General features: G+C 50.4%; 17 protein-coding genes, 4 pseudogenes and 1 other annotated feature. Of the genes and pseudogenes, 13 read left to right on the top strand and 8 right to left on the bottom strand.

Annotated elements, in window-relative coordinates; all coding sequences use genetic code 11:
- Positions 1 to 13: 13 nt before the first annotated feature.
- A complete protein-coding gene (locus ABNV41_RS03740) occupies positions 14 to 2,503 on the top strand; it encodes a phosphocholine-specific phospholipase C (RefSeq protein ID WP_349934998.1) in 2,490 nt (829 codons plus the stop codon).
- A gap of 267 nt (positions 2,504 to 2,770) precedes the next feature.
- The gene (locus ABNV41_RS03735) at positions 2,771 to 5,212 is read left to right on the top strand and encodes a TonB-dependent receptor (RefSeq protein WP_349934997.1); all 2,442 of its coding nucleotides are present in this window, start codon (positions 2,771 to 2,773) and stop codon (positions 5,210 to 5,212) included.
- A 96-nt stretch (positions 5,213 to 5,308) separates the two neighbouring features.
- On the opposite strand, the pseudogene ABNV41_RS03730 reads toward ABNV41_RS03735, so the two are convergent.
- The 3 genes and pseudogenes from ABNV41_RS03730 to ABNV41_RS03720 all read right to left on the bottom strand — a co-directional run bounded on the left by ABNV41_RS03730 (position 5,309) and on the right by ABNV41_RS03720 (position 7,882).
- Positions 5,309 to 6,105: pseudogene (locus ABNV41_RS03730) on the bottom strand (IS5 family transposase).
- A gap of 38 nt (positions 6,106 to 6,143) precedes the next feature.
- On the bottom strand, positions 6,144 to 6,662 hold the full coding sequence (locus ABNV41_RS03725; RefSeq protein WP_050819997.1) for a hypothetical protein: 519 nt from the start codon (positions 6,660 to 6,662) through the stop codon (positions 6,144 to 6,146).
- Between the two features lie 23 nt (positions 6,663 to 6,685).
- Positions 6,686 to 7,882, bottom strand: coding sequence for a DUF3500 domain-containing protein (locus ABNV41_RS03720; RefSeq protein WP_050819998.1), 1,197 nt, complete (start codon positions 7,880 to 7,882; stop codon positions 6,686 to 6,688).
- Positions 7,883 to 8,040: 158 nt separating this feature from the next.
- On the opposite strand from ABNV41_RS03720, the pseudogene ABNV41_RS03715 reads away from it, so the two are divergent.
- The 4 genes and pseudogenes from ABNV41_RS03715 to ABNV41_RS03700 form a co-directional block, all read left to right on the top strand.
- Positions 8,041 to 9,300: pseudogene (locus ABNV41_RS03715) on the top strand (tannase/feruloyl esterase family alpha/beta hydrolase); the annotation flags it as partial.
- Positions 9,301 to 9,381: 81 nt separating this feature from the next.
- Entirely contained in the window at positions 9,382 to 10,767 is a 1,386-nt protein-coding gene (locus ABNV41_RS03710) for an IS1380-like element IS1380A family transposase (protein ID WP_012812390.1), read from the top strand.
- A gap of 261 nt (positions 10,768 to 11,028) precedes the next feature.
- On the top strand, positions 11,029 to 12,051 hold the full coding sequence (locus ABNV41_RS03705; RefSeq protein ID WP_050818395.1) for an IS110 family transposase: 1,023 nt from the start codon (positions 11,029 to 11,031) through the stop codon (positions 12,049 to 12,051).
- A 279-nt stretch (positions 12,052 to 12,330) separates the two neighbouring features.
- Positions 12,331 to 13,185: pseudogene (locus ABNV41_RS03700) on the top strand (Hint domain-containing protein); the annotation flags it as partial.
- 57 nt (positions 13,186 to 13,242) lie between these two features.
- Here the strand turns inward: ABNV41_RS03700 and ABNV41_RS03695 are convergent.
- A complete protein-coding gene (locus tag ABNV41_RS03695; protein WP_050820024.1) occupies positions 13,243 to 13,563 on the bottom strand; it encodes an antibiotic biosynthesis monooxygenase in 321 nt (106 codons plus the stop codon).
- Between the two features lie 376 nt (positions 13,564 to 13,939).
- Between ABNV41_RS03695 and ABNV41_RS03690 the strand changes: the two genes are divergently transcribed.
- On the top strand, positions 13,940 to 16,453 hold the full coding sequence (locus tag ABNV41_RS03690) for a TonB-dependent receptor (RefSeq protein ID WP_349935091.1): 2,514 nt from the start codon (positions 13,940 to 13,942) through the stop codon (positions 16,451 to 16,453).
- A gap of 88 nt (positions 16,454 to 16,541) precedes the next feature.
- Here the strand turns inward: ABNV41_RS03690 and ABNV41_RS03685 are convergent, their stop codons facing one another.
- Positions 16,542 to 17,612: an NAD(P)-dependent alcohol dehydrogenase gene (locus ABNV41_RS03685; protein ID WP_050820025.1), complete on the bottom strand. Its 1,071-nt coding sequence runs from the start codon at positions 17,610 to 17,612 to the stop codon at positions 16,542 to 16,544.
- Positions 17,613 to 17,821: 209 nt separating this feature from the next.
- Here ABNV41_RS03685 and ABNV41_RS03680 point away from each other — a divergent pair, with 209 nt between their 5' ends.
- The 4 genes from ABNV41_RS03680 (at position 17,822) to ABNV41_RS03665 (ending at position 21,863) form a co-directional block, all read left to right on the top strand.
- On the top strand, positions 17,822 to 18,286 hold the full coding sequence (locus ABNV41_RS03680) for a nuclear transport factor 2 family protein (protein ID WP_050820026.1): 465 nt from the start codon (positions 17,822 to 17,824) through the stop codon (positions 18,284 to 18,286).
- 230 nt (positions 18,287 to 18,516) lie between these two features.
- Positions 18,517 to 18,909 carry a hypothetical protein gene (locus ABNV41_RS03675; protein WP_050820027.1) on the top strand — a complete coding sequence of 131 codons (393 nt, stop codon included), beginning with the start codon at positions 18,517 to 18,519 and terminating at the stop codon, positions 18,907 to 18,909.
- Between the two features lie 57 nt (positions 18,910 to 18,966).
- Positions 18,967 to 20,337 carry an MFS transporter gene (locus tag ABNV41_RS03670; protein WP_050820028.1) on the top strand — a complete coding sequence of 457 codons (1,371 nt, stop codon included), beginning with the start codon at positions 18,967 to 18,969 and terminating at the stop codon, positions 20,335 to 20,337.
- Positions 20,338 to 20,489: 152 nt separating this feature from the next.
- The gene (locus ABNV41_RS03665) at positions 20,490 to 21,863 is read left to right on the top strand and encodes an Nramp family divalent metal transporter (protein WP_087651986.1); all 1,374 of its coding nucleotides are present in this window, start codon (positions 20,490 to 20,492) and stop codon (positions 21,861 to 21,863) included.
- A gap of 19 nt (positions 21,864 to 21,882) precedes the next feature.
- On the opposite strand, the gene ABNV41_RS03660 is transcribed toward ABNV41_RS03665, so the two are convergent.
- Entirely contained in the window at positions 21,883 to 22,464 is a 582-nt protein-coding gene (locus tag ABNV41_RS03660) for a TetR/AcrR family transcriptional regulator (protein WP_080986803.1), read from the bottom strand.
- 151 nt (positions 22,465 to 22,615) lie between these two features.
- Here ABNV41_RS03660 and ABNV41_RS03655 point away from each other — a divergent pair, with 151 nt between their 5' ends.
- Together ABNV41_RS03655 and ABNV41_RS03650 are read left to right on the top strand one after the other, a co-directional pair.
- A complete protein-coding gene (locus ABNV41_RS03655; RefSeq protein WP_349934996.1) occupies positions 22,616 to 23,080 on the top strand; it encodes a hypothetical protein in 465 nt (154 codons plus the stop codon).
- Positions 23,081 to 23,159: 79 nt separating this feature from the next.
- Positions 23,160 to 23,651, top strand: a pseudogene (locus ABNV41_RS03650) (IS481 family transposase); the annotation flags it as partial.
- A 279-nt stretch (positions 23,652 to 23,930) separates the two neighbouring features.
- Here ABNV41_RS03650 and ABNV41_RS03645 read toward each other — a convergent pair.
- Complete coding sequence (locus ABNV41_RS03645; RefSeq protein WP_349934995.1) at positions 23,931 to 24,719, bottom strand: IS110 family transposase; 789 nt, start codon at positions 24,717 to 24,719, stop codon at positions 23,931 to 23,933.
- Positions 24,720 to 24,759: 40 nt separating this feature from the next.
- A protein-coding gene (locus ABNV41_RS03640) for an IS3 family transposase (RefSeq protein WP_087652208.1) occupies positions 24,760 to 25,970 on the bottom strand; the annotation gives its coding sequence in 2 pieces (ribosomal slippage) (positions 24,760 to 25,685 and positions 25,685 to 25,970; 1,212 coding nt in all).
- Positions 25,576 to 25,692, bottom strand: a sequence feature (AL1L pseudoknot). Its footprint overlaps the gene before it by 117 nt.
- Positions 25,971 to 25,980: the final 10 nt, after the last annotated feature.

The following is a 25,980-nucleotide window of genomic DNA, read 5'->3' as shown; positions in this document are numbered from 1 at the left end:
ACAGGATCGAGACATGACGACACGTCGTAATTTTCTGAAATATGCGTTCCTTTCCGGGGCTGCTGGTTCGGCGGGTATGTTGCCTTCCGCCATCAGCAGGGCATTTGCCATTTCCCCCGATCCGGGAACGACATATCAGGATGCAGAACATATTGTCATTCTGATGCAGGAAAACCGGTCGTTCGATCATTTATATGGTACATTACAGGGTGTGCGTGGGTTTAACGACCCACGAGCCATGCGGCAGCCCAACGGCAACCCGGTATTTGTGCAATCCAGCACAGAAGGGCAAACCTATGTACCTTGGCGCCTGAACATCCACGATACACGCATTACATGGATGGGTTCCATCCCCCACTCGCGTGAAAGCCAGGTGGATGCGTGGAACAACGGACACCATGACCGGTGGGTGGACGTTAAAAAATCTCATTACAAGAAATACGAACATTACCCCATGACCATGGGATATTATACACGCGAAGACCTGCCGTTTTACTACGCATTGGCAGATGCTTTTACTGTTTGTGATCAAAATTACTGCGGTGTGATGACAAGCACCTGCCCAAACCGACTGGTGTTCTGGACCGGTACAGTGCGTGATAAACAAAGCACAGATTCCACAGTTTACATGCGCAACCCGGAAATTCTGAAATCTGGCCTAACATGGACAACATTTCCTGAAAGACTGGAACAAATTGGCGTTTCATGGAAAGTCTACCAAAATGAAACAGACCAGGTTGGCGGCTTGGATGAAAAAGAGCGCGCTTGGCTTTCTAACTTTGCCTTGAATATCTTAGAATGCTTTGAAAAATATAATACTTCAGCAAACCCCAGATTTCATGAATGGGTAGATGAACGCATAAAAGCCTGTTCAAAACATATTGAAAAACTTCAGACAGAAGAAAGACTTGTTTCGGAAAAACGTGAGGAACAATTAGCTGAAGCCAATGCTTTGCTAGCGGTTCTCAAACGCCGCCGTGATACCGCTACTAGAACGGTAGAACAACTTACTCCGGCAGAACGCAGCCTGTTTGAACGCGCTTTTGTAACCAACAAAGCAGACAAAAATTATAGAACACTTGAAACACTAACATTTTCTGATGGCCCCAATACGCGCCATATGGATGCCCCCAAAGGAGATATCCTTTACCAATTCCGTAAGGATGTGAAGGATGGCCAACTCCCCACCGTTTCGTGGTTAGCCGCGCCGGAACATTTCTCTGATCACCCAGCTTCACCTTGGTATGGCGCATGGTTTGTATCAGAAGTTATGGATATTCTGACAGAAAACCCGGAAGTCTGGAAAAAAACCATTTTCATTATGACTTATGATGAAAATGACGGCTACTTTGACCATTGCTGCTCCTTCACCGCACCAGACCCTAAGCGCCCGGAAACTGGCAAATCTTCCACCAGCATTGGGCCAGATGGTCTGGAATACACTTACGCCAAAGATGAAGAAGTTATGGCCGTGCCATCTGCATTGGCCCGTAGCGGCCCTATTGGTCTGGGCTTTCGGGTTCCCATGGTTATTGCATCTCCATGGAGCCGTGGCGGATGGGTTAATTCTCAACTGTTCGAGCACAGCTCTACTCTTCAGTTTCTTGAAAAGTTTATTGAAGGTAAGTTTGGTAAAAAGATTACCGAAACAAATATTTCTCCATGGCGCCGTGCCATTAGTGGGGATCTGACATCCTGCTTCCGCCCCTATGATGGCACAGCCCCGCAGCTTCCGTTTATTGAAAGAGACAAGCATCTGGAAGTTATTGAAGATGCACGCTACCGGCCTATGCCCAGTGGCTTTAAATCTCTTGAAGAAACAGAAATTACGCAGATCAAAAATAATCCTAGGCAGATACAGCAATATGTAAAACAGGAACCAGGAACACGCCCTGCCTGCGCCCTACCCTACGAACTGTATTGTGATGGCGGCCTAGACGCAGATGGACAAACCATAACCTTACATTTGCAAGCGGGTACCAAAGTACACAAACATCTTTCATCTGGCGCACCTTTTAATGTTTATAGCCATAACATACGGCAAGAAGGTGGCATGCGCTCCAGCACCTACGCTGTAGCTGCCGGAGATAATATGGCTGTTAATATTGATAGTGGTTTATCTGATAATAATATTTATAATGTATCCGTTCATGCTCCCAATGGTTTCTACCGCAAATTCACCGGGCGTAAGAACGGCATAAAGCTTTTGGCTGAATGTAAATATATGCCGTCCGGCAAGGAAAGCATTCTTCTCTGCCTAAAAAATATGGGTCACGAGCCATTGGAAATTCACTGCAATGTGCCAGAACATCCATCTTTGCATATTCTGCACGTTCCCGCTCACGGCAGCATTAAGCAGGAAATATCTCTTGCACACTCCAGCATGTGGTATGATTTAACGCTGACAACACCTAAGGAACCTGAGTTTTCTTATGTTTTTGCCGGACACGTTGATAATGGGCACCATAGCATTACAGACCCAGCAATGGGGCTGATACAGTAAGTTATAGTTCATTCTTCTATAGAAATTTATATCTTAGGGCGTTTGCATATTCAGCCATGCAAACGCCCTTATTTTTTGTAAGGCTTCAAAGCACAAGAACAATTTCAATCACACATAATGTTACAAAATAATGACATATAAATATTTATATTATATTACATATTAAAAATACAAATAACAAAACCTTCACACCCAAACCACAACAATACCATTTAGAAACGGACCTGTTCTCAACAACTGGTCTTCAATTCACTAAAAGGTCTTTCTATGCCTTCCTGCTTCCGAAAGTCTCTCGTATGCACGACGCTTGTCGGAATTGCCATTCCCTATGCATGGGAAGCAAATATTCCTACAGCCAAGGCAGAAACCTCTACAGTAAAGGCATCTCAGCACGCAAAAGCGGCGCCCAAAAAAGCTACTGTTACACTGCCTTCCATGATGGGCGCGACAGCTCCAACAGATCAGGCCGCAGAAAAACTGGAAGTACATGGTGGGCGCCATCGTGCTGTAGGTGGCGGCCTTATGATTAAGGAAGATGCCCCTAAATCTCGCTCTACTGTTACAGCGGAATATATTGCAAAGCAGGCTGCCGGCCTAAACCCCATGCAGCTTATTGAATCTCTGCCCGGCGTAAACACCACATCCACAGACCCAATGGGGCTTTCGGGTGGGCATATGAGTATGCGAGGCCTGACAGAAAACCAGATTGGTTTTGAACTTGAAGGCTTTCCTATTAACGATATCGGCAACTATGCCGTGTATCCGCAAGAAATTGTTGATCCAGAAAATTTAAGAACGATTAATGTAGAACAGGGCTCTGCAGATCTGGATAGCCCTCACCTTAATGCAACGGGCGGCGCTGTTAACATGTATCTGCGCAACCCCAAGGATAAACTGGGCGGCCAGATTGTTGGTTCTTACGGCAACTATAATGCACGCCGTATTTTCGGACGGCTGGACACAGGATACGTTGGCAATACAAATGTAAAAGGCTTTGTCTCATTTTCCGATGCAACTGAACATTCCTGGCGTGGGCCAGGCGGGCAGAACAAAATGCACGGTGAAACAAAATGGATGAGTGAATGGGGACAAGGCAATATCGTTTCCTTCTCTCTGGTTGGCAACCAGTCTACCGGCGTTTTGTTTCCCACCACGTATATGGATACATGGCAGCAAAAAGGTATCCATAACGCCTATGAATCAAAATGGGACCCTAAAAACCCCAGCAAAAACTATTACCAACTGCACCGTAATCCGTTCACCAACATTTATGCCAGCGCACCTTCTACCTTTACGCTTACAGACAACCTCACCTTAACGGAAACACCTTATTTTTGGTACGGTAATGGCAATGGTGGCGGCGCTTACAGTGAAAGCCTGACCTCTCAGCAATATGGGAATGAAACACTTACGGGTTCTATTGGTCCATATAATGCCTCCAACACCAAATCTCTGCTGCTATATAATCCGTCCAATACCCAAACCTACCGCCCGGGGTCTGTAACCAAGCTGACCTTGCACACAGGCATTAACCGGCTAACTGTTGGGTATTGGTTTGAGTATTCAAAGCAGCTTCAGACCGGTCCATTTAGCTTGGTTGATAATGAGACAGGCAAACCGGACGATCTGCTAGGTGGTGGGCAAAACCTTATTCTTTCCAATGGTGTAACTGCTCAGTATCGTGATACGCTGACACAAACGCGCATCCACACCATGTTTATTGTAGATAGTCTTTCCCTACTTAATAACCGCCTTAACTTGGAAGCCGGCCTGAAATATGCCGTAGTAAACCGCCAAGGCCATAACTTTCTGCCCGATACATCCACTGGCCCATACATAAACGGTTCCTGGCAGCAGCCTTTGCCTGCCGCTTCTATCCGCTACAAAATTAATAATGAAAACCAGCTTTTTGCATCTTCCACCACAAACTTCCGCATTCCGATGAATACATCCCTGTATGATTCAGGAACTTTTACGCCTGGTGTGGGGTATTCTACGCGCGCCAATGCGAACATGAAGCCGGAAATCTCAATTTCGGAAGAATTCGGATGGCGGTATCAGGGCCCAACAATCATGAGCTCTGTTTCTTATTTCCATTACAACTTCACCAACCGTCTTTATCAGCAAACTGTTGTTATGCCGAACGGCAACTATTATAGCCGCAGCTTTAATGGCGGGAATTCTCATGCCGATGGTGTTGATTTTGAAATTGGCACACGGCCTATTCTGTACCACATCCGCCCGTATTTCTCAGCCGAATACATCAATGCACGAACAGATAGTAACGTTGCAGCTGGCAGCGGTGGAGATTTTGTTTTTAGTAAAGGCAAATTTGCGCCCCAGACACCCAAATATCAATTTGCCCTTAATCTTGATTACGATGATGGGCATCTATTTGGTGGATACAGCCTGAAATACGTTGCCAAACAGTATTCAACCTTTGTGAATGATCAGCACATTCCCGGCTATCTGACCATGAACATCAATGTAGGCTATCGCTTTCCTGATATGGGGGTTTTCAAGGCTCCAACTCTCAAGCTGAACCTGCGTAACATTACAGACAGACATTACTTGGGCTACGTAAATGGCACCGCCGCAAATGCTCTGGCCACTACCGGTATGTATGGCACCAGCATTAAAGGCGGAAGCAGCACATTTTCTATTGCAGCACCCTTTATGGTTATGGGTGGAGCAAGCGTAGACTTTTAATATAGCATTATAACACTTGGGATATCCTGCTGATATTTTGCGCTCTGCACCTAAAAATGCAGGATATCCCTTTCTATAAAGAGCACCTAGGGCCTGTTAGGGCTTGATCCAGTCTGCTGCGGCAGCGATGTGGATGACCGCGAGGAACGACGTTGCTGTTTTTTCATATCTGGTTGCGACAGCGCGCCACTCCTTGAGGCGAGCCCAGAGGTTCTCAACGAGATGCCGACACCGATAGGCCCATTTGGGGCAGGCGACCGGGCCATCGCGTCGTTTCGCGGGAATGGCTGGCCGTGCTCCCATGTCCCATATCCGTTCACGCATGGCGTTCGACGCGTAGCCCTTGTCCGCTACTACCCACAGGGGAGTGGCGGGAAGGCTGTCGAGCATGGCTGGTGCCAGAGGCAGTTCATGAGCCTGTCCAGGGGCCAGCGCAAAACCGAAGGCTTTTCCATGTCCATCAGCGATCACGCAGACTTTTGTGCCATAGCCGCCGCGAGAGCGGCCAAGTGCTTCACGATGGTCTCGCTCTTCGAAAGAGGCCCCTTTTTTTGGGCTCCCGCCGCTTTGTGGTGAGCCCTGATGTTCGTGCCATCCAGAAAAGTCATTCCGAATGCCACTCCCTGTTGTTCCTGAACCAGTGCGAGCAGCCGCTCCCATACGCCGAGCTTCGCCCAGCGGATGAAAAGCTGCGCAGCCCGCCACCACGGACCCAGTTCAGCGGGGATACTCCGCCATTTCGCGCCATTCTCATGACGTCAGAAAATCGCTGCTATCGTCCGCCGCAGATCATGTGGCGGCGTCTTGCCCCTCGGGCGAACCTCCTCAATCAGAGGTTCCCAGATCGCCCATGTCTCGTCCGTAAAGGTGCCTGTTCTGTCCCCTTCTTCCATCCCTACAATATGGGAAGAAATTCAAGATCTAACAGGCCCTAATGATCAACACTAAAGTCCAGATCATAAACAGCCTGATTGAATGATCGTTTTTGGCTCTGTATATGAATGGCTGCATCATGCGGAAGCAGCACATTTACCAAATAAACAGTATCTGGTCCTGCTCCCTGATTATTATATCTCAACTGATGTTTCCCAGGCTCAAGAACAGCATGCACCCTAAGGCGCAAGCTTATCGTGCCACTTCCTGTACGTAGTTCTTCAACACTCGGAAATACATAGTCTCTCAATTTGAGGGAAAGATACGCATGATCCAGCATTAAAGACACCTGGCTTACGGCATGGTGAGCATACTGCTGCTGTTCATGAACAGAAAGTTTACCATCTCCATTTGCATCAATTTGGCGCAGAACTTGAGATGCTACATCCACTCCGGGCGTAAGACGCAAAACAACGTCTATTTCTTGCCTCGAAACATCAATAACTGTGGCCTGCAAATATTCATCCAGACGATGCGCCCATGCCGGAACCACAAAAGCTGTGAGTCCTGCCAGCATAAGCAAGAAGGATAATTTTGGTTTCACTGCGCAGTATACCGGCTGCCGTAATTATTGGTGGGGTCACGATACACCGTGTGCACATGCATGGTTGGGTCATCCCCTACCCCTTGCGGTGAAAACTCAATTAGCAGACGTGGCCCCTGAATACGATAATAGGATGACCCATTGCGGTCCGGCGCATGTGTTGTTGGGCCGCTCCAGGCAAACCATGTATCGTTCAGGCCTTCCCTAATCTCCTTTAGCCGAGGTGCCGCATAGGTATCATTAATAATACCCGCCCATTCTCCAATCACTGCCATAAGCAGTTCTTTCTGAATGGCTGTAAGCGCAGAGCCTTTTATACCTTCGGGAACAATGGTTTCACCATCATGGCCCGGCCCCTGCACCAGATCTTCTACTTTGTAGGGTAAAATGGCTTGCTGACGTTGCTTTGCATCCAGCGCATCCAGCAGCGTAAAAGCACGGTCATTCTCCCCAGCCAGAACACGTACCACTTTGCCATTGGCTGTATAAACAGCGGGCTGCGCACCTGTTAAGGTAGGTGTCATTGCCCCATGCTCACCATCAATAACAATATTCAAACCAAGGTGATGCCCACCAAACTGGATCATCCACGGCTTTGTTTCTGATGGGTCACCAAAAATAGCTATGGTGTAAACTGCCTTGCCTGAAGCAAAAGGCGTTCCGCTATCGGCCAATGCCTGATCAGCCCCCATGATATCCAGAACCTTCTGGTAACCTTTAGGGCTTAGAACCGTCTGCAATAAATGCAGCGCGGCAGTCTGCTGAATGGCTGTGAGTTGCCCCATTTGCAAACCGGGGCGCAGCACATCACTAACCGGAAAGTTAGACCATACTGATGCACCATAACGTTCACCAACAAAACCACCCGGCGGCCCCATACCCGGCCCTCGCACTGTTGGTTGATGTGCTTGCGCATCTGTTACGGGCTGCACAGGCTGATTTGGAGCACTCCGCCGAAAACGCGCAAGTGTTGCAAACTTCTGTATAGTAAAAGGCAACTCTACAGCTGCACGTTTCTGCGCATCTAAAGTGGACAGAAAAGACTGCGCAGCAATAACCACAGCATGGGTCTGCTGGGCCGTTGCTGTTTCATCCGCACGCACCAAAGCGGGTAACACCTGTGGCGCAGAAGTTTGTGCTACTGCAGGCACCACACTTAATAATCCACCAACTATACCAAAAATTTTTCGCATACGTTTTCTGCTTTACCCTTTGGGTCAGATATCATTCTCTTTTATCATCAACACTGCATGGACCTTACTTTTGGCTCAAGAGGGTTTCCTTTTTCCTCTATTCCCGTCCAGAATGTTATCAATCGCCACGCGAGTACCGCTTAAAAGCTGTCTGGCGCATGGTACCCTATTATTGTGTCACCTTTTCTGCAGGTTTTCTCATGCCTTATCCGCACCCACTTTCAGCACTGTTGACGGCATTCCCCCGCCGTTTTTCCCTTTGTATAACGGGAGCTACCTTGGCAACGCTCATGCTTCCGCACATAGCCCATGCCACAAGCTGCGCAGAACTCGCGCATCAAGCTCTGCCAGATACAACATTTACCACTGTGGAAATTGTGCAAGCCGGTAAGTGGCAGCCGCCGCAAAATCAACTTAGCCGCATTATGTCTGCTCCGGGCATGAATGTGGCGGGGCACCCTACACAGGCCCCTAACCCGGCTTTCTGCCGTGTGGCCATGACCCTGCACCCCTCTGCTGATTCACATATCCGCACGGAAGTCTGGCTACCCCTTAAAGGCTGGAATGGTAAATTGTTGGGCGTTGGCAATTTTGGCTGGGCCGGCTCCCTTATGTATTACGGCATGGCAACAGGTGTGGGAGAAGGTTATGCCGTAACCAGCACCGATACCGGGCATGATAGCTCCACCCCGGAAGGCCAAGGTGGCCGCTTTACACTTGGCCACCCAGAAAAACTGATTGATTACGCTTACCGCGCTGATCATTTAATGACCACCACGGCCAAAGCACTCATTGAAGCATTTTATAAAAAACCTGCCATCCATGCTTACTGGATAGGCTGTTCACTTGGTGGCCTTGAAGGACTGATTGAAGCAAAGAGATACCCGCAAGATTACGATGGTATTGTTGCTGGTGCGCCCCCCAACCCGATTGTGAACTTTAATGCCGAGCAACTCTGGGCGGGCTGGATGAGCTATCACAATCCGGCCTTGCGTGTATCACGCGATAAGTTTCGTCTGTTAAACACGGCGGTCATGAACGCCTGCGCTTCACCTGTTGGCAAAAAACAAGGCTTTTTGGATGAGCCAGATAAATGCACATTCACCCCAGATCAGCTTTTGTGCAAAGGGAATGATACCTCATCCTGCCTGACGGCAAATGAAGTTCAGGCTGCCAAAAACATCTATCAGGGGCCGGTAAACCCGCAAACGCATGAGGTGATTTTTCCTGGTCCCGCAAAAGGAAGCGAGGATGGCTTTTCTGCCGATGGCAAAGCCTTTCCTGTTGCGTTGGATCTCTTCAAATATGCAGCTTTCCAGAACCCAAATTGGGATTGGACAACCCTGAAATGGGATACCGATATAGAGGAGGCCACACGCAAAGTTGGCCCGCTTTTGCATGTCGACGCGGAAATCTCACAGAAGGGTTGTACATCGGGTTAGATTATGAAAAAGTCTGTTTTGCACAAAAGAAATTTCCATAATCATCAAGAAAACCCGATGCAGACAGAGTGTAGCGCAGGCGCGTATGAGTTTCCAGCCTCCTGTGGACGGCGTGTTGTGGCCCGTTTTGACGGGGGTCGCATGAGTTCGGATGGGGGCGTCATTCTGGTGAAGCAGGCTGATGACATTCTGGGGCTCAGCCGCCGCTTTGCTGCCTGTTTTCGCGATAAGCGGCATCCCGGCTTTGTGGAATACCGGGTTGAAGACCTTGTCCGTCAGCGGATCATGGGCCTGGCACTGGGCTATGAAGATCTCAATGATCACGATGCCCTGCGGCATGACCTGATCTTTGGTCTGGCCTCGGGTCGTCTGTCAGGAGGCCGGGCAAACTGCGCAGCATTGGCTGGCAAATCTACACTGAACCGGTTGGAGCGCAGTGGGCACAAGGCAGATCGTTACTGTCGGATCATTGCTGATCATGAGGCCCTGGCTACCCTGTTCGTCACGCTCTTCCTTGACCAGCATGAGCACGCACCCGCCCGGATCGTTCTGGATGTGGATGCCACCGATGACCGTATCCATGGCCATCAGGAAGGCCGCGCCTTTCATGGATATTACGGCCATAACTGCTATCTTCCCCTGTATGTCTTCTGCGGGGACCATCTCCTCAGCGCTACCCTGCGCACGGCAGACAGGGACCCGGGGAAGGAAGCACTGGCAGACATCCGCCGGATCGTGGAGCAGATCAGGAGCCGTTGGCCTCGGGTGCGTATCCTGGTGCGTGGGGACAGCGGTTTCGCCCGGGACAGTCTGATGACATGGTGCGAAGACAACCACGTTGACTTCCTGTTCGGGCTTGCAGGCAACACCCGCCTGTATGACCGGATTGCCTCTTTGTCCGCTGAGGTTCGTGACGAAGCCGCCACGACAGGCAGAGCGGCGCGCGGTTTCGCCTCCTTTGACTGGATCACAAAGGACAGCTGGACGCGCCGCAGGCGGGTCGTGGCCAAGGCCGAATGGCGCCACGGCAACCGCTATCATCGCTTCATTGTCACCACCCTACCGCAGGGAATGTCCGACCCCCGCCATCTCTACGAACAGATTTACTGCGCACGCGGGGATATGGAAAACCGCATCAAGGAATGCCAGATGGATCTGTTCTCAGACAGGACCTCGTCCCACACCATCCGGGCCAACCAGCTCCGGCTGTGGTTCTCGGCCGCAGCCTATGTCCTGCTGACCGCTCTGCAAAGACTGGCCCTTGGCCAGACCAGCCTGGAGACGGCGACCTGTGGCACCATACGCGCACGGCTGCTCAAAATCGCGACACGTGTAACGCTCAGCGTCCGTCGGATTGTCCTGTCCATGCCGGACATGTTCCCCTGTCAGCATGAATTCGCCCTCGCTCATGCACGATTGCGAAGGCTCCGGCAGGCCATCTGAAGAAACAGACAGTGCACAGACCACATAGCTTCCACCAACACTGCCTTCTCAGGCCGTGACACCCTCACTGCGTTCAGAACCCGCCGCCAGAAGCAGAATATCGTCAATATTCCAGATCGGGCTCCTGTGGGATGACTGAATTCTACAAAATGACCCGAAATTGCCTCAAGTGTGAGATGGGGTGGTTGCCGTCCTCCCCGCACGGCATCGCAATGTGCCAGAATGGTCGTTGGAAGAAACGACTGCGCGAAAGGACGGCAGATGAAGGATACAGTGATAGGCGTTGATCTGGCAAAGAACATTTTCCAGGTTCATGGAGCTTCGCGTGCGGGCGAGGTGATGTTTCGCAAAAAGCTGCGTCGTCAGCAGTTTATGCAGTTCATGGCCACGCAGCCGCCTGCTCTGGTCGTTCTTGAAGCGTGCGGGAGCGCGCATTACTGGGCTCGCGAACTGGCAGGAGCTGGTCACGAGGTCAGACTGATCGCTCCGCAGTATGTGAAGCCTTTCGTGAAGCGCCAGAAGAACGATGCTGCTGATGCGGAAGCGATCGTCATTGCGGCCCGGCAGCCGGAAATGCGCTTTGTCGAACCACGCACTGAAGCGCAGCAGGCGCGTGGCGTTCTTTTCCGGGCCCGGCAGCGTCTGGTGCACCAGCGCACGGAACTGGTGAATGCCCTGCGTGCCGTTCTGTATGAATTCGGTCTCGTCGTGCCACAGGGGATTGCGCATATCAGACACATTGAAACCATGCTGGATGAGGCGGTTCTGCCAGAGGCTGTGAAGCAGGAATGCCTTGATCTGCTGCGACAGATTTCGGAGCAGAGTGTGCGGATTGATGTCAGAACAAAGAAGATCAGGATGCTTGCCCAGGAAAGTGAAAACACCTGCAGATTGCAGAGCATGCCTGGAGTGGGTCCTCTGACCGCTCTTGCGATTGAAGCTTTTGCGCCTGACCTGCAGAGCTTCCGGCGCGGGCGCGACTTTGCTGCGTGGCTGGGGCTGGTGCCCCGTCAGTTCTCATCTGGCGGAAAGGAAAGGCTGGGGAAGATATCAAAAGCCGGGCAGGCTGATATCCGCAGGCTTCTCATCATGGGCGCCATGACCCAGGTGAACTGGGCCAGCCGTAAGGCCCCTGCACCGGGAAGCTGGCTGGCACGGATGCTGGCCCGCAAGCCCCGTATGCTGGTAGCCATTGCGCTGGCCAACAGGATGGCACGAGCCATCTGGGCCATGGCAACAAAACAGGAGGATTATCGGGATCCGGCCCTGTCCCTGGCAGCCTGAGCGATGGCTCGGCTCCCGCGGATGGAACCGGTAGGGGTGTGAGAGGGCGATGACCTGAATGGGCGCATGATCGTTTGATCCGGATCGGAAAAACCAGTGGATTTCTCTGTGCTTTAAAGCACGCCTGTGAGATTTGGATCTGATCCGCTGATCACCATACCGGCCAGTGGCTTCTGAAAGGCCACATCAACAGGCCTTACAGAAGACCGCACACGATCACACGTCAATATTGGTCAGAAAACTCTTGCATAACGGACGGTAACCACAGAAGAAATCCGCGTCAAAGATGCCATTGCAGATGGTGTGCCTTACAAGGACATGCTGATTACGCCAGAGCATTGCCTGTTCTTTGAAGGCAAGTTTGTGCCTGCACGTATGCTTGTGAATGGTATCTCCATCTTCTACGATAAATCCATCACGTCTTACGATTATTATCACGTGGAAACAGAGCAACATTCTGTTATTCGCGCTGATGGAATGCTGACAGAAAGCTACATGGACACAGGCAACCGCCGCTCCTTCCGTCAGGAAGGCTCTGTTGTCATGCTAGGTGGCAAAATAGGCACATGGGAAGAAGATGCCGCAGCCCCACTGTGTGTTGATCGGGCTTTTGTAGAGCCTCTTTTCCGCAAACTGGAATATAGGGGCAACAACGTTATTGGCCATGAAGTTCTAGCGCTTCCGTTAGAACAAACCAATGACGCCAACCTGCACCTGCTGACACAAACAGGCGCAGTTATTCGCCCGATGCGCCACAACGGTCAGCAATACAGCTTCATGCTGCCTGCTGGCACACAGTCTGTTCGCATTGTCTCACGCGCCAGCCGTCCGGCTGATGTGATTGGGCCATTTGTGGATGATCGCCGCCATATGGGTGTGGCTATTGCAGATATCCATCTGCTTTCCGCCAAACAGCAGCATAACATCACCACACATCTTCAGGCCGAAAAACCAGAAGGCTGGCACGCAACAGATTGGACTGATTGCGCATGGACCAATGGTAACGCCCAACTACCGCTTGATGAACAACTGCTTAACGGCAAAATGGGCATTCTTTCCCTGACCATTCGCGCCGCTGGCCCCTATCTGATTGATGATCAGACAGCAGCGGAAACAAAAGTACTCTCCGCTTAAAAGAAACGCATCTCTCTCTTATAGATAAAAATATAAGAGAGAGATTTCTTTTGCCTTTTAGGCACTTACATCCTGCAGAACTGTAAATCCTTCAAAAACTGGTGGCCCTGCTGTAAGCGCCTTACCCTGCCCTGCTCCGGCATGCGCCTGACGAAACTGCTCAGACTGTGTCCAACCGACAAAAGCATCATAAGATGCCCATACGGTATGAGACGCGTAGAGCCTTCCGCCTTCTTTTTCCGGCCCTTTAAGGAACTGAAAGCTGATAAAACCGGGAACGGTTTTCAACAGCACTTCTCGGTCTAGCCAACGACGCTGAAAAGCCTCTTCATTTTCTGGGGGCACCAGAAAGCGGTTCATGGCAATATATTGCGGCATATACTGTTCCTTTTCTATTTATATATTGATACTGCGCACGCAAGCATGCGCAACTTTCCTCAGCTATTATCTCCCCCGAACACCAGACAGACCAGAAAGTTTATTAAAACACGCTTATGCGTGTTCTTATGCAAGATCCGTACCTATGAAAGCACGAGTGCCTGATATTTGGTTTTCTATGCAACTCAGCACACGTTCAACGGTTTGCATCCACCAAGGTACGTTTTTGCAGATGTTGCAAATACACAACAAAGCAACAGTTTACCCCACAATAATACAAAAAATGTGTTGAAATTATTAATTCACCCATGTGAACGTGACTTTAAGAATTCTATACGATTTTTAGGAGCTTATTGTGCGTTCACCTCGTTCGATCATGGCTCGTCCAACTGGCATCACACATCCCCTGCTTTTAGGAACAACCTCCGTATTCTGCTTATTGGCTGAGCCAACTCACGCCCAAAATGCCAGTAGCTCCTTACCCAAACAGCACCAGACTACACAAAAGAAAGCCCCCTCATCCGCCCAGGCCCGGCAATTAACAGTATCCGATCCTCACCCCACAGCAGCACAACCCGTAGCAGGCGGCACCGAAGCCGTTATCGTGACCGGCACCCGTGAAATTGGCAAAAAAGCACGAGACAGTATCTCGCCAGTAGATATCATTACGGCACGCCAACTTTCTGAAACAGGAATGCCCTCTCTGCGGGAGGCATTAACCCAACTGGCCCCTTCTTTAACCATGCCAACCAGTGGGTATGATGCAGGTGCCCTTACATCGGCTTTCAGCCTACGTGGGCTTAGCCCGAATGAAACACTGGTGCTGGTAGATGGCAAACGGCGGCACACCACAGCCAATATTTATGCAGACCCCGGCCCCCAACAGGGCAGCACGCCCGTTGATGTAGACATGATCCCACTTGCTGCCATTGATCATGTTGAAATCCTGCGAGATGGCGCGTCCGCTCAATACGGATCAGACGCTGTGGCGGGTGTGGTAAACATTATCCTGAAAAAGCAGGATCACGGTTTTCATGCGCAGTCTCTTACAGGCATCACAGCCTCGAAAGATGGGTTTGAGCAAGGCATCTATATGGATGGCGGCGCAAAACTGACGGATCGCGGTTACATTCATGTAAGTGGTGACTACGTGCATGAAGATCACACGTATCGCAGCGCGCCAGACCTGCGCACGAACACAAAAATCAACAAACTTCTGGGCCAACCTGAACAAACGCGTGAAACCGTGGCTATAAAAGCCGGGTATCATATCTTAGATAATCTGGAGGCGTATGCTGTAGCCACCTATGCACACCGGCACGCTGAATCCTTCCAGAACTACCGTACGGCCAGTTCTTTAGATAACTACCCGGCTTACGCGGCCATTTATCCAAATGGCTATTCCCCAGTCATGACAATGGACGAAAACGACTGGGAAGTGACCGCAGGCTTACGTGGTGAAATTGACAACTGGCACTGGGATCTCTCATCCGTTTATGGGCGTGATTACGACCAGATTGGCATTGCCAATTCAGCCAACCTTGCCCTTTCAACAGCAACCGGGCGTACACCCACAAAGTTTGATGCTCAAGGCTACAATAATGAGCAATGGAGCAATACGTTCGATCTCAGCAAAGCTTTTCATATACCCGGCTGGCCGTATGCCATAAACGTGGCAGGCGGCGCATCTTACCGTTACGAAAGTTATAGCATTGGCACGGGTTCGGCTGATTCCACTTATAGCAGTGGCTCAGACGCATTGCAGGGCACAGTGGCCGCCAATGCTGGCAATTACAGCCGAGATGTTATTGGTGGTTATATTGATGTTGCCACCCACCTTGCCAAAAATGTGCAACTTGATCTGGCCGGCCGCTACGAACACTATACGGATGTGGGTGATACAGAAACCGGCAAAGCTGCGCTGCGGTATGCCCCACTACCGTGGCTTGGCCTACGCGCAACCATATCAAACGGTTTTCATGCCCCCACACTGGCGCAGGAATATTATAGTGCTGTTGCAGTTTCCCCCACGGCGGCACGTGGCATTATTGCTGCCAATTCCCCCGGCGCGCGTGCAAATGGCGCCAATGCGCTTAAACCAGAACGCTCCACCAACGTTTCTGGCGGTATTGTGCTGGAACCCGTCAAACGGCTTCATATCACCGCAGATGTTTACCAGATAAACCTGCGCGATCAGATCCTGCCGGGCGGCAACGTATATGGCACAGATGCCCTTTCTGCCTTGCAGATGAACGGATTTACACTTCCGAACGATGCTGCCACATGGGGCAGTTCTCTTTCCACACACTGGTTTGCAAACGTGGCCAGCACGCGCACACAAGGGTTGGATATTACCGCCTCATACCCAACGGAATTAAGCCCCACAATAGGCCGTATTGACTGGGATGTTGGTATTAACCTGAACCGCACACGCCTAACACATCAGAGTGCTGCAGCAGATGGCACACCGCTGCTTACTGCCCAAAGCATTGCCTACATCACCACAGCCTATCCGCGTAGCAAAATGATCTGGGGTGGCCGCTTTACCAGCAGTAATGGCAAATGGACCGTAGGCGTGCATGAAATACGCTGGGGGCAAACCACATCCGAACTCACGGATTATACAGGACCAACCAATAGTGCTAGCGTAAGCGCTTACTCTTTTACGCAATTTCACAACACGCCAAAATTCGTAACCAATCTGGACATTACCTATCGGGTTATGCCGCAACTGTCTTTTACGCTTGGAGCGAACAACCTGTTTAATGCCCTGCCCTCACGCGTGCCAGATAGCAACCGTTACCTTGGCGTACCTCAGTATTACATGAGCACATCACAACTGGGTATCAATGGTGGCTTTTACTATCTGAAAGCAGATGTAAGATTTTAAAATAACCGCTTAAATAACACATTTACGGGGCCGCAATGGTGTGGCCCCGTAAAAAGTAATATTACACAAAAATTGTAAAATTCCTTTATTAGGCTTCAACACTTTCGGGCATGGTGTCCATATCTATCACAAAGCGGTATTTCACATCGGAACGTAAAACACGTTCATAGGCTTCATTGATCTGATCTGCATGCACAACTTCAATATCACTTGTAATATTGTGCTTACCGCAGAAATCCAGCATCTCCTGCGTTTCCTGAATACCACCAATAGCAGAACCAGCAAGGCTTCTGCGCTTGGCTACAAGGCTGAATGCACCAATGGACATCGGCTTTTCTGGCAGACCAACAAGAACCATATGCCCATCCTGCTTGAGCAGCGCGAGGTAGGCATTAATGTCATGTTCGGCTGAAACGGCATCTAAAATGAAGTCAAACTGGTTGGCTTCTGCTGCCATTGCCTCTGCATCACGCGAAATAACTACGCGATGTGCACCCAAACGTTTACCATCTTCCACCTTGCTTGCCGAAGTGGTGAAAAGTGTTACTTCTGCCCCCAATGCCACAGCAAATTTTACGGCCATATGGCCCAAGCCACCTAACCCCACAATACCAACCTTGTGGCCTACGCCCACTTTCCAATGTGATAGCGGAGACCATGTAGTGATGCCCGCGCAAAGCAAAGGTGCAGCCGCAGCCGGATCCAGATTTTCAGGCACACGCAAAACAAAACGTTCATCCACCACGATTGCGCGTGAATATCCACCAAACGTATAGGCATCCGTTTTAGGAAAAGCCGGATCTGGGCTATTGTAAGTCCAGGTTGGTCCGGCATCACAGTACTGCTCCAACCCGGCTTCGCAAGAGGCGCATGTCTGGCACGAATTGACCATACATCCCACACCAACCAGTTCACCCAGCTTAAAACGTGTTACATCTACACCCACGGCAGCAACGCGTCCGATAATTTCATGGCCAGGCACACATGGGTAAGAAGCAGGCCCCCATTCGCTCCGGGCCGTATGAATATCAGAATGGCAGATACCGCAATGCGTGATATCAATCTGCACATCAAGAGGGCCGCAATCACGACGTTGGAAAGTAAAAGGAGCCAGTGGAGTTGTGGCGCTGGAAGCAGCGTAGCCGATGCAGGTAAACATGAAACGTTCCTATTCAGGCTGAAAACAGATTTCAGATCACCTGCTCAAACTAACAGAACCTACCCGCCTTATGTAACCATATCGGCTTCACCTCTGCGTTGCTCTTTTTAACATGCACCCTGCATGATGCCTTGTTTTTTCATCAATATTGCTCAGGAAACGTCATCCTACAGCAACGTTACATACTCAATCACATAAGGAATATGTCTATGTCACGCCCACCCTTTCCGCCTTTTGATATTGAGAGCGCAACACGCAAAGTCCGTCTTGCTGAAGATGCCTGGAACTCCCAAAACCCAGATCAGGTGGCGCAGGCCTATACTGTGAACAGCCAATGGCGCAACCGAACAGAATTTATCCATGGGCGTGATGAAATTGTAGATTTTCTGAAACGCAAATGGCGCACAGAACATGATTACCGTCTGATCAAAGAGCTCTGGGGATTTCGTCAAAACCGTATGGCTGTTCGCTTTGCCTATGAATGGCATGATGATGCAGGACAATGGTTTCGGTCTTACGGCAATGAAATGTGGGAGTTTGATCCCGATGGGCTTATGCGCCGCCGTTTTGCTGCCATCAATGATTTGCCTATCGAAGCAGAAAGCAGATTGTTTCATTGGCCCCAAGGACGGCGCCCAGATGAGCATCCAGGACTTTCCGATCTAGGGCTGTAACACCATAAAGAGCAAGCGCTTGCCAGACAGCATATGACTAGCTGGCAAGCTGGTTTTCTCACGCCCCATCATAATCAAACCTTAGGCTTGCCTGTCGTAAATCAAGTAGACAGATAGTTCGTAAAAAACCTACACTGAGTAAGTGAGATACCACACAAGATAGATAATCTGTATTGATGCAACGCAATGGATTATACTGAGAATACATAGATAAGGAGATATATTACAGAATGAAAATTATCAGAACTGCTGTAGTCACAGCTCTTATTACTATCACGAGCGCCTGTACATCCACCAGCAATACCTCCATAAAACATACAACACTTACGGAAGTTAACCAGAATATTCATGATGGCGTGACGACTGCATCCCAAGTGTATCAGATTTACGGAGAACCGGGGCAGAAAGGCTATGAAAATGGTTATGATTTCTGGGTTTATAGTTTTACAGCTGGTAGAGAAGATGGACTCTCAATAGCTCAGGATGTGGTTGGTCTGGGCATGCTGGGAGAAAAAACAAATAACAAAAGCAAAACGCTTACCATCGTCTTTAACAATGGCATCGTGTTAAACCATAGCTTCTCCACCTCAAATTTTAGTTCCAGTAGTGGATTAAGGCAGTAACTTCTGTCTATTTTCTCTTAAAATCCAAGGCGGGATATCCATTCCATTGACAAAAACATGAATAATCAGCCTGTTTCCGATACGCAACGCCGCCTGGTTATGCTCTGTGCTGTTTTAGGAATTGTGTTAGGTGGGTTGGATGGTGCCATTGCCAACATTGCCCTGCCAACTATTGCCCGAGATCTTTCGTGCACCGAAACGCTAACTGTCTGGATCGTTAACGGATATCAGCTTGCTGTTGCTGTCAGTTTATTGCCTGCTGCTGCATTGGCTGAATCTCTGGGTCTTAAAAGAGTATATGGTTTTGGGTTAGCATTATTTACTGCGGCTTCTCTGGCATGTGCACTTTCGGGGTCTATTGGCCTTCTTGTTGGTTCACGCGTTTTGCAAGGCATTGGTGGTGCCTGCATGGCTGCGTTAAGCGGTGCACTTGTTAGAAGTGTGTACCCACGAGAACTTTTGCATAAGGCATTCGCAATAATTGCTCTTGCCGTTGCCATTTCTGCAGCAACCGGCCCCACATTGGCCGCTGCAGTTTTATCTGTTGCCACTTGGCCTTGGTTATTCCTTATCAATCTGCCAATCGGCCTTATAGCTGTCCCTCTTTTTCTACGAGTTGCACCACATAGCCCGCGCCGTTCATTTGCTTTTGATTGGATGGGCGCTTTATTAAATGTTGGTGCTCTGGGGCTGGGTGTTCTTGGTGTTGATGCGTTGGGGCAAAAAGAAGCCAGATGGGGAGGAATTGAAATCGGAGCAGGCTTTCTGTGCGCCATTATGCTGTATATGCAGCAACGCCACCAGAAGGCCCCTATGCTTCCCCTTGATCTTCTGGCCATTCCTCTATTCTCGCTCTCCATCCTCACATCTGTTTGTGCGTATGCAGCACAAATTCTGGCTTATGTTGCGCTGCCATTTCTGTTTCAAACCGTTATGCATCAATCTGCAGTTACAACAGGTTTGCTTGTTACGCCTTGGCCACTACTTGTTGCCGTAGCAGCACCCTTTGCCGGGCGGCTAGCTGCCCGCCACCCCGCTTCTGTTTTAAGCAGCATTGGGCTGACTATTCTGGCAGCCGGATTAAGCATGTTGAGTATTATGCCTGCGCACCCATCCTTCTTGGATGTTGCTTGGCGTATGGGGCTATGCGGTATTGGGTTTGGTTTCTATCAAACGCCCAACAATCTTACAGTCATGACCTCCGGCCCAACAACGCGCAGTGGTGCTGCCAGTGGTATGCTGGCTGTTGCACGCACAATGGGTTGGGCACTGGGGTCCGCCTTTGTTGCATTGGTTTTTGGTTTGTCTGAAGGCGGTTCCGGGGCTGTTCATTGTCTTGAACTGGCAACAGGTTTTGCCCTTACCGGAGCTATTCTTAGCGTTTCACGCCGTGTTGTACGTGATGAACAGAAAAACATGAAGCATTGAGAAACAAAGAAAAAAGATATCCATCAGTTTTCTGCAGCTTACACCGTTCTGCCAACGCATGTTTTCACGGCATGCAGCTTACACAGAAATTCCACGCACTTTAATTATATACATATTGCATATTTTAATCAGGCACAGTTTAGTCTGAATTTATGCCCCAAGACTCGCAAGCTCCTGCGCCTCCGTTCTCTTCAAAAAAATCTGCATGGCGTTTTGCCAAAACAGCAGATGCAGGCGGCCAAAGTCTGCCAGAAGTTTTTGCCAGCATTAAACTCCCTGCAGCAAATACATCATGGCTCAAGCGCTTTTTAGCGTTTGTTGGGCCGGGCTACATGGTTTCTGTTGGATATATGGACCCCGGCAACTGGGCGACCGACTTACAAGGCGGTGCCCAGTTTGGATATACCCTGCTTGCTGTTATTCTACTTTCAAACCTGATGGCAATTCTCCTTCAGGCTCTATCAGCCAGACTAGGCATTGCAACAGGTCGTGATCTAGCCCAAGCTTGCCGAGATCATTTTCCACCCGCCATCAATATTGTTCTTTGGTTAGCCTGTGAACTTTCCATTATTGCATGTGATCTAGCCGAAGTAATTGGTACAGCCATAGCGCTACAACTGCTACTTGGCATTCCAATCTTAGGTGGTGCCATTATCTCGGTTCTTGATGCTTTTCTTGTGCTTGTTTTGATGAATCGCGGTTTCCGATATCTGGAAGCATTTATTATTGCATTACTCAGCATTATTGCCATTTGTTTTGGTGTGCAAATGATAGCTGCAGCCCCACCTCTTGCCCAATTAGTAAAAGGCTTTATTCCTTCACCTGAAATCATAACCAATAGTCAGATGCTCTACATTGCAATCGGCATTGTTGGGGCTACGGTTATGCCACATAATCTATATCTTCATTCCTCTATCGTGCAGACACGTGCATTCGAACACACATTATCCGGCCGTAAGGAGGCCATTCGCTGGGCAACGTGGGATAGCACAATTGCTCTTATGCTGGCTTTGTTTATTAACGCGGCCATTCTTATTGTTGCCGCAGCTGCTTTTCATACAACAGGCCATCAAAATGTTGCAGAAATTGAAGATGCTTACCGCCTGCTCTCCCCTGTTCTTGGGTTAGGCATTGCATCCACCTTATTTGCCGTTGCCCTTCTGGCTGCTGGCACTAATTCAACCGTAACCGGCACATTGGCCGGGCAAATTATTATGGAAGGCTTTTTGCGGTTAAAAATACCGCACTGGATGCAACGGCTGCTCACACGTGGTCTTGCCATTATTCCTGTCATAATGGTGACAGCTCTTTACGGTAACAAGGGTATTGGAAACCTGCTGATGCTCAGCCAGGTTATCCTATCCATCCAACTTCCTTTTGCGGTTATCCCTTTAATTCTGTTTGTATCTGACAACAAGAAAATGGGTGAACTTGTTATTTCTCGTAAAACAACCATCCTGGCCTGGGGTGTTGCTGGTATTATTCTGGTTCTTAATTTCAAACTTTTGTATGATACTTTTTTCTGAAAACAATTTATAATTGCACTCACAAAACCTGATCTACAATTTTCCTAATCCATAAATCTGTAATGGGCGCATATGGAATCAGCATCCGGTAATAAAATGCCCCATACAGCAGATCGAGCATAAGCCCTCCTGTTTCTGAAGGCATTCCGAACTGTTCTAGCGCCTCCAGCCCTGCCTTTCTTCTAGGTGCAATCCACCGATCCCAAAAAGCCTGTTCCAGCACAGAAGTGGATTGAGCAGCTGCAACCATATGCCGCAAAAGTTTCCGTCTTGGTTCGTCTAGCGCATGGCTAAGATCTTCAAGTGCAAAAATAAGTGTCTGCTTAACATCCTGTCCGGCGCGATAGGCAATGCGTGGTGTCAATTCTGACAAGAATGCATCCATCACCACGGCTGCAGCACTGTTCCAGCGGCGATAAAGCGTTGTTTTGGCCACACCTGAATGGCTTGCGATAGCTTCCATCGTCACGCGCTCCGGCCCCAAGTCATATGCAAGCTTCAGGGCTGCGCTACGCGCTGCCTCGGTTGCTGCTTCACTGCGCTTGCGCCCGCTCCCTGCTACAGCAGCTTTTGAGGCATGAGATGGATTGCGAGTGTTCAAAATAGATCTCCAGTGCGTCCTTAAGGAAATTGCCACTATCCAGCATTTTTCGCAACGATCCGTATCGTTTCTTGACTACGATACGGATCGTATCGTAATTATCTTTTCATTCCGATATCGGTCGGAATCTGAAAAATGCCGGAGCAAGCCTGTGATAGGACAGTCCATTCAGAAATGGGATGCACGCGATAAAGCCACAGGCACTTTCCTGTACCCATCCGACTTGCGGCCAGAACACTGTGTCCACCTCAAGGTACTCAGGGCCGGACGTGCCCATGCCCGCATTCTTGAAATTGATATTCATGCAGCTCAAAAGGCACCGGGGGTTCTGCGCGTTCTCACATCCGCCGATATCCCAGGCCTCAACAGCTTCGGCCTCATCACCCCCGATCAACCTGTTCTTTGCCATGACCGCGTAAGGTTTCCCGGTGATGCAGTTGCTCTTGTAATTGCAGAAAGCGAGCACGAGGCTCAAAAAGCCTGCCAACTTATTCATGTAGAATATGAAGACCTGCCAGCCATACTGGACCCAAAACAGGCTCTGACTCCCGATGCCCCCCAGATCGGACAGAATGGCAATCTCTGCCATGAGGTTAATCTAGCTGTCAGGTTGTGAGACGTCATTGGGATGATGTAGCGTGGGCGATACCGCGTTATGCTTCGTTGTTTTCTTCCGTTTGCAGGGAGACCGAATGATGCTTCAGATCCACCCACAGGCACGCACGACACCGGCTGTCCGGGCTGAGATAGCTCGTTCGTCAGAACCGACATCCGTGCTCGCCAGACGCTACGGGATCAGCGATGAAACAGTCCGCAAGTGGCGCAGGCGTGGTTCGGACGCCTGTCAGGACCGCAGCAGCCGTCCCTGGAGGCTGGCCTGGAAAGCCTCGGAGGAGGAGCGCGCCATTGTCTGTCAGCTTCGGCGTTCTACCGGTTTTGGTCTGGATGATCTGACCTTTGTCTTACGGCATTTCCTGCCGCATCTGAACCGGGACAATATCTGGCGGATACTGAAAGACGCCGGATTGAACAGGCTGCCTCCTGTTCCAAAGGCCGGACCAGTTCGGGGACAGGGAAAGTTCCGCGATTACGATCCCGGTTATGTCCATATCGATGTGAAACATCTGCCAAAATTACAGACAGCAGATGGGGACCGGCGGAAACGTTTTCTGTATGTCGCCATCGACGCGGATTTCTTCTGTGGTTACCGTCCGTTATGCAAGAGTTTTCTGACCAATATTGACGTGTGATCGTGTGCGGTCTTCTGTAAGGCCTGTTGATGTGGCCTTTCAGAAGCCACTGGCCGGTATGGTGATCAGCGGATCAGATCCAAATCTCACAGGCGTGCTTTAAAGCACAGAGAAATCCACTGGTTTTTCCGATCCGGATCAAACGATCATGCGCCCATTCAGGTCATCGCCCTCTCACACCCCTACCGGTTCCATCCGCGGGAGCCGAGCCATCGCTCAGGCTGCCAGGGACAGGGCCGGATCCCGATAATCCTCCTGTTTTGTTGCCATGGCCCAGATGGCTCGTGCCATCCTGTTGGCCAGCGCAATGGCTACCAGCATACGGGGCTTGCGGGCCAGCATCCGTGCCAGCCAGCTTCCCGGTGCAGGGGCCTTACGGCTGGCCCAGTTCACCTGGGTCATGGCGCCCATGATGAGAAGCCTGCGGATATCAGCCTGCCCGGCTTTTGATATCTTCCCCAGCCTTTCCTTTCCGCCAGATGAGAACTGACGGGGCACCAGCCCCAGCCACGCAGCAAAGTCGCGCCCGCGCCGGAAGCTCTGCAGGTCAGGCGCAAAAGCTTCAATCGCAAGAGCGGTCAGAGGACCCACTCCAGGCATGCTCTGCAATCTGCAGGTGTTTTCACTTTCCTGGGCAAGCATCCTGATCTTCTTTGTTCTGACATCAATCCGCACACTCTGCTCCGAAATCTGTCGCAGCAGATCAAGGCATTCCTGCTTCACAGCCTCTGGCAGAACCGCCTCATCCAGCATGGTTTCAATGTGTCTGATATGCGCAATCCCCTGTGGCACGACGAGACCGAATTCATACAGAACGGCACGCAGGGCATTCACCAGTTCCGTGCGCTGGTGCACCAGACGCTGCCGGGCCCGGAAAAGAACGCCACGCGCCTGCTGCGCTTCAGTGCGTGGTTCGACAAAGCGCATTTCCGGCTGCCGGGCCGCAATGACGATCGCTTCCGCATCAGCAGCATCGTTCTTCTGGCGCTTCACGAAAGGCTTCACTGAATTGCCCCGGGTTTTGTGGAGACGTTTTTTATCTGATTTAAGCGGCTAATGCATGTGATTTCTGTTGTGCATAAAAGCGTGCCTCAGCTTCTGCTGGCGGGATGTTTCCAATGGAGGACAGGAGCCGCCGATTATTGAACCAGTCGACCCATTTAAGTGTTGCCAGTTCAACAGCTTCCCTGTTTTTCCATGGCCCCTGCCGATAGATGAGTTCGGTTTTGTAAAGTCCGTTAATGGTCTCTGCCAAGGCGTTATCATAGGAATCCCCAACACTGCCGACAGAAGCAACGAGCCCCGCTTCAGCCAGTCTTTGCGTGTAACGAATGGACACATATTGACAGCCGCGGTCGGAATGGTGGGTCACTTTTCCCTCAGGTCGCCTCTGGCACAGAGCCTGCTCGAGAGCATCCAGCACGAAGTCGGTATGAGCCGTTGAGGAGACGCGCCAACCCACAATAACCCGTGCGAATACATCAATGATGAAGGCCACATAAACAAAGCCCTGCCATGTGGAAACGTAAGTAAAATCCGAAACCCAGAGTCTGTTGGGGGCAGGAGCATGAAACTGGCGCTGCACCAGATCCTGCGGACACGGACGTTGCGGATCAGGCCGTGTGGTTCTGACCCCCTTGCCACGAATGACGCCTTTCAGCCCCATCCGGCGCATCAGCCGCTCTACCGTGCAGCGGGCGACATCCAGACCTTCACGTCTGAGCTGATGCCAGACCTTGCGCGCTCCATAGACGCAGAAATTATTATTCCACACTCTACGGATGTCATCGCACAGTTCTTTGTCTTTCTGGCTGCGCACACACGGATTTTTCTGTCTGGCAACAGTTGCATAATAGGCAGATGGTGCAATCGACAGAACCCTGCAGATTGACCCGACACCATATGTCTGCCGGTGCTCCTCAATGAAGCGTGTCATGGCTTGAAGATGCGGTCGAGCTCCGCCTGGGCAAAATATGCCGACGCCTTACGCAGGATTTCATTGGCCTGCCGCAATTCGCGGTTCTCTCGCTCCAGTTGCCTGATCTTCTCTCGATCAGGCAGGTCACTCACCGCAGGCGCATTGGCACGTTCATGCAGACGGGTCCATTTTGACAGCGTGTCAGGATGAATATCCAGCTTTGGCGCTATCATCATCACTGCAGACCACCGCGAAGGATGGTTCTTCTCTTCCTCCAGAACCATGCGGGCTGCACGGTCACGAAACTCAGGCGGAAAACGCTTCGATTTATTGCTCATGAATTCTTCT

It is taken from the genome of Acetobacter sp. A11-2 (assembly GCF_040208445.1).
In the GTDB taxonomy this organism is placed as follows: Bacteria; Pseudomonadota; Alphaproteobacteria; order Acetobacterales; family Acetobacteraceae; genus Acetobacter; species Acetobacter oryzoeni.
This window is presented reverse-complemented; position numbering and strand designations above follow the sequence as displayed.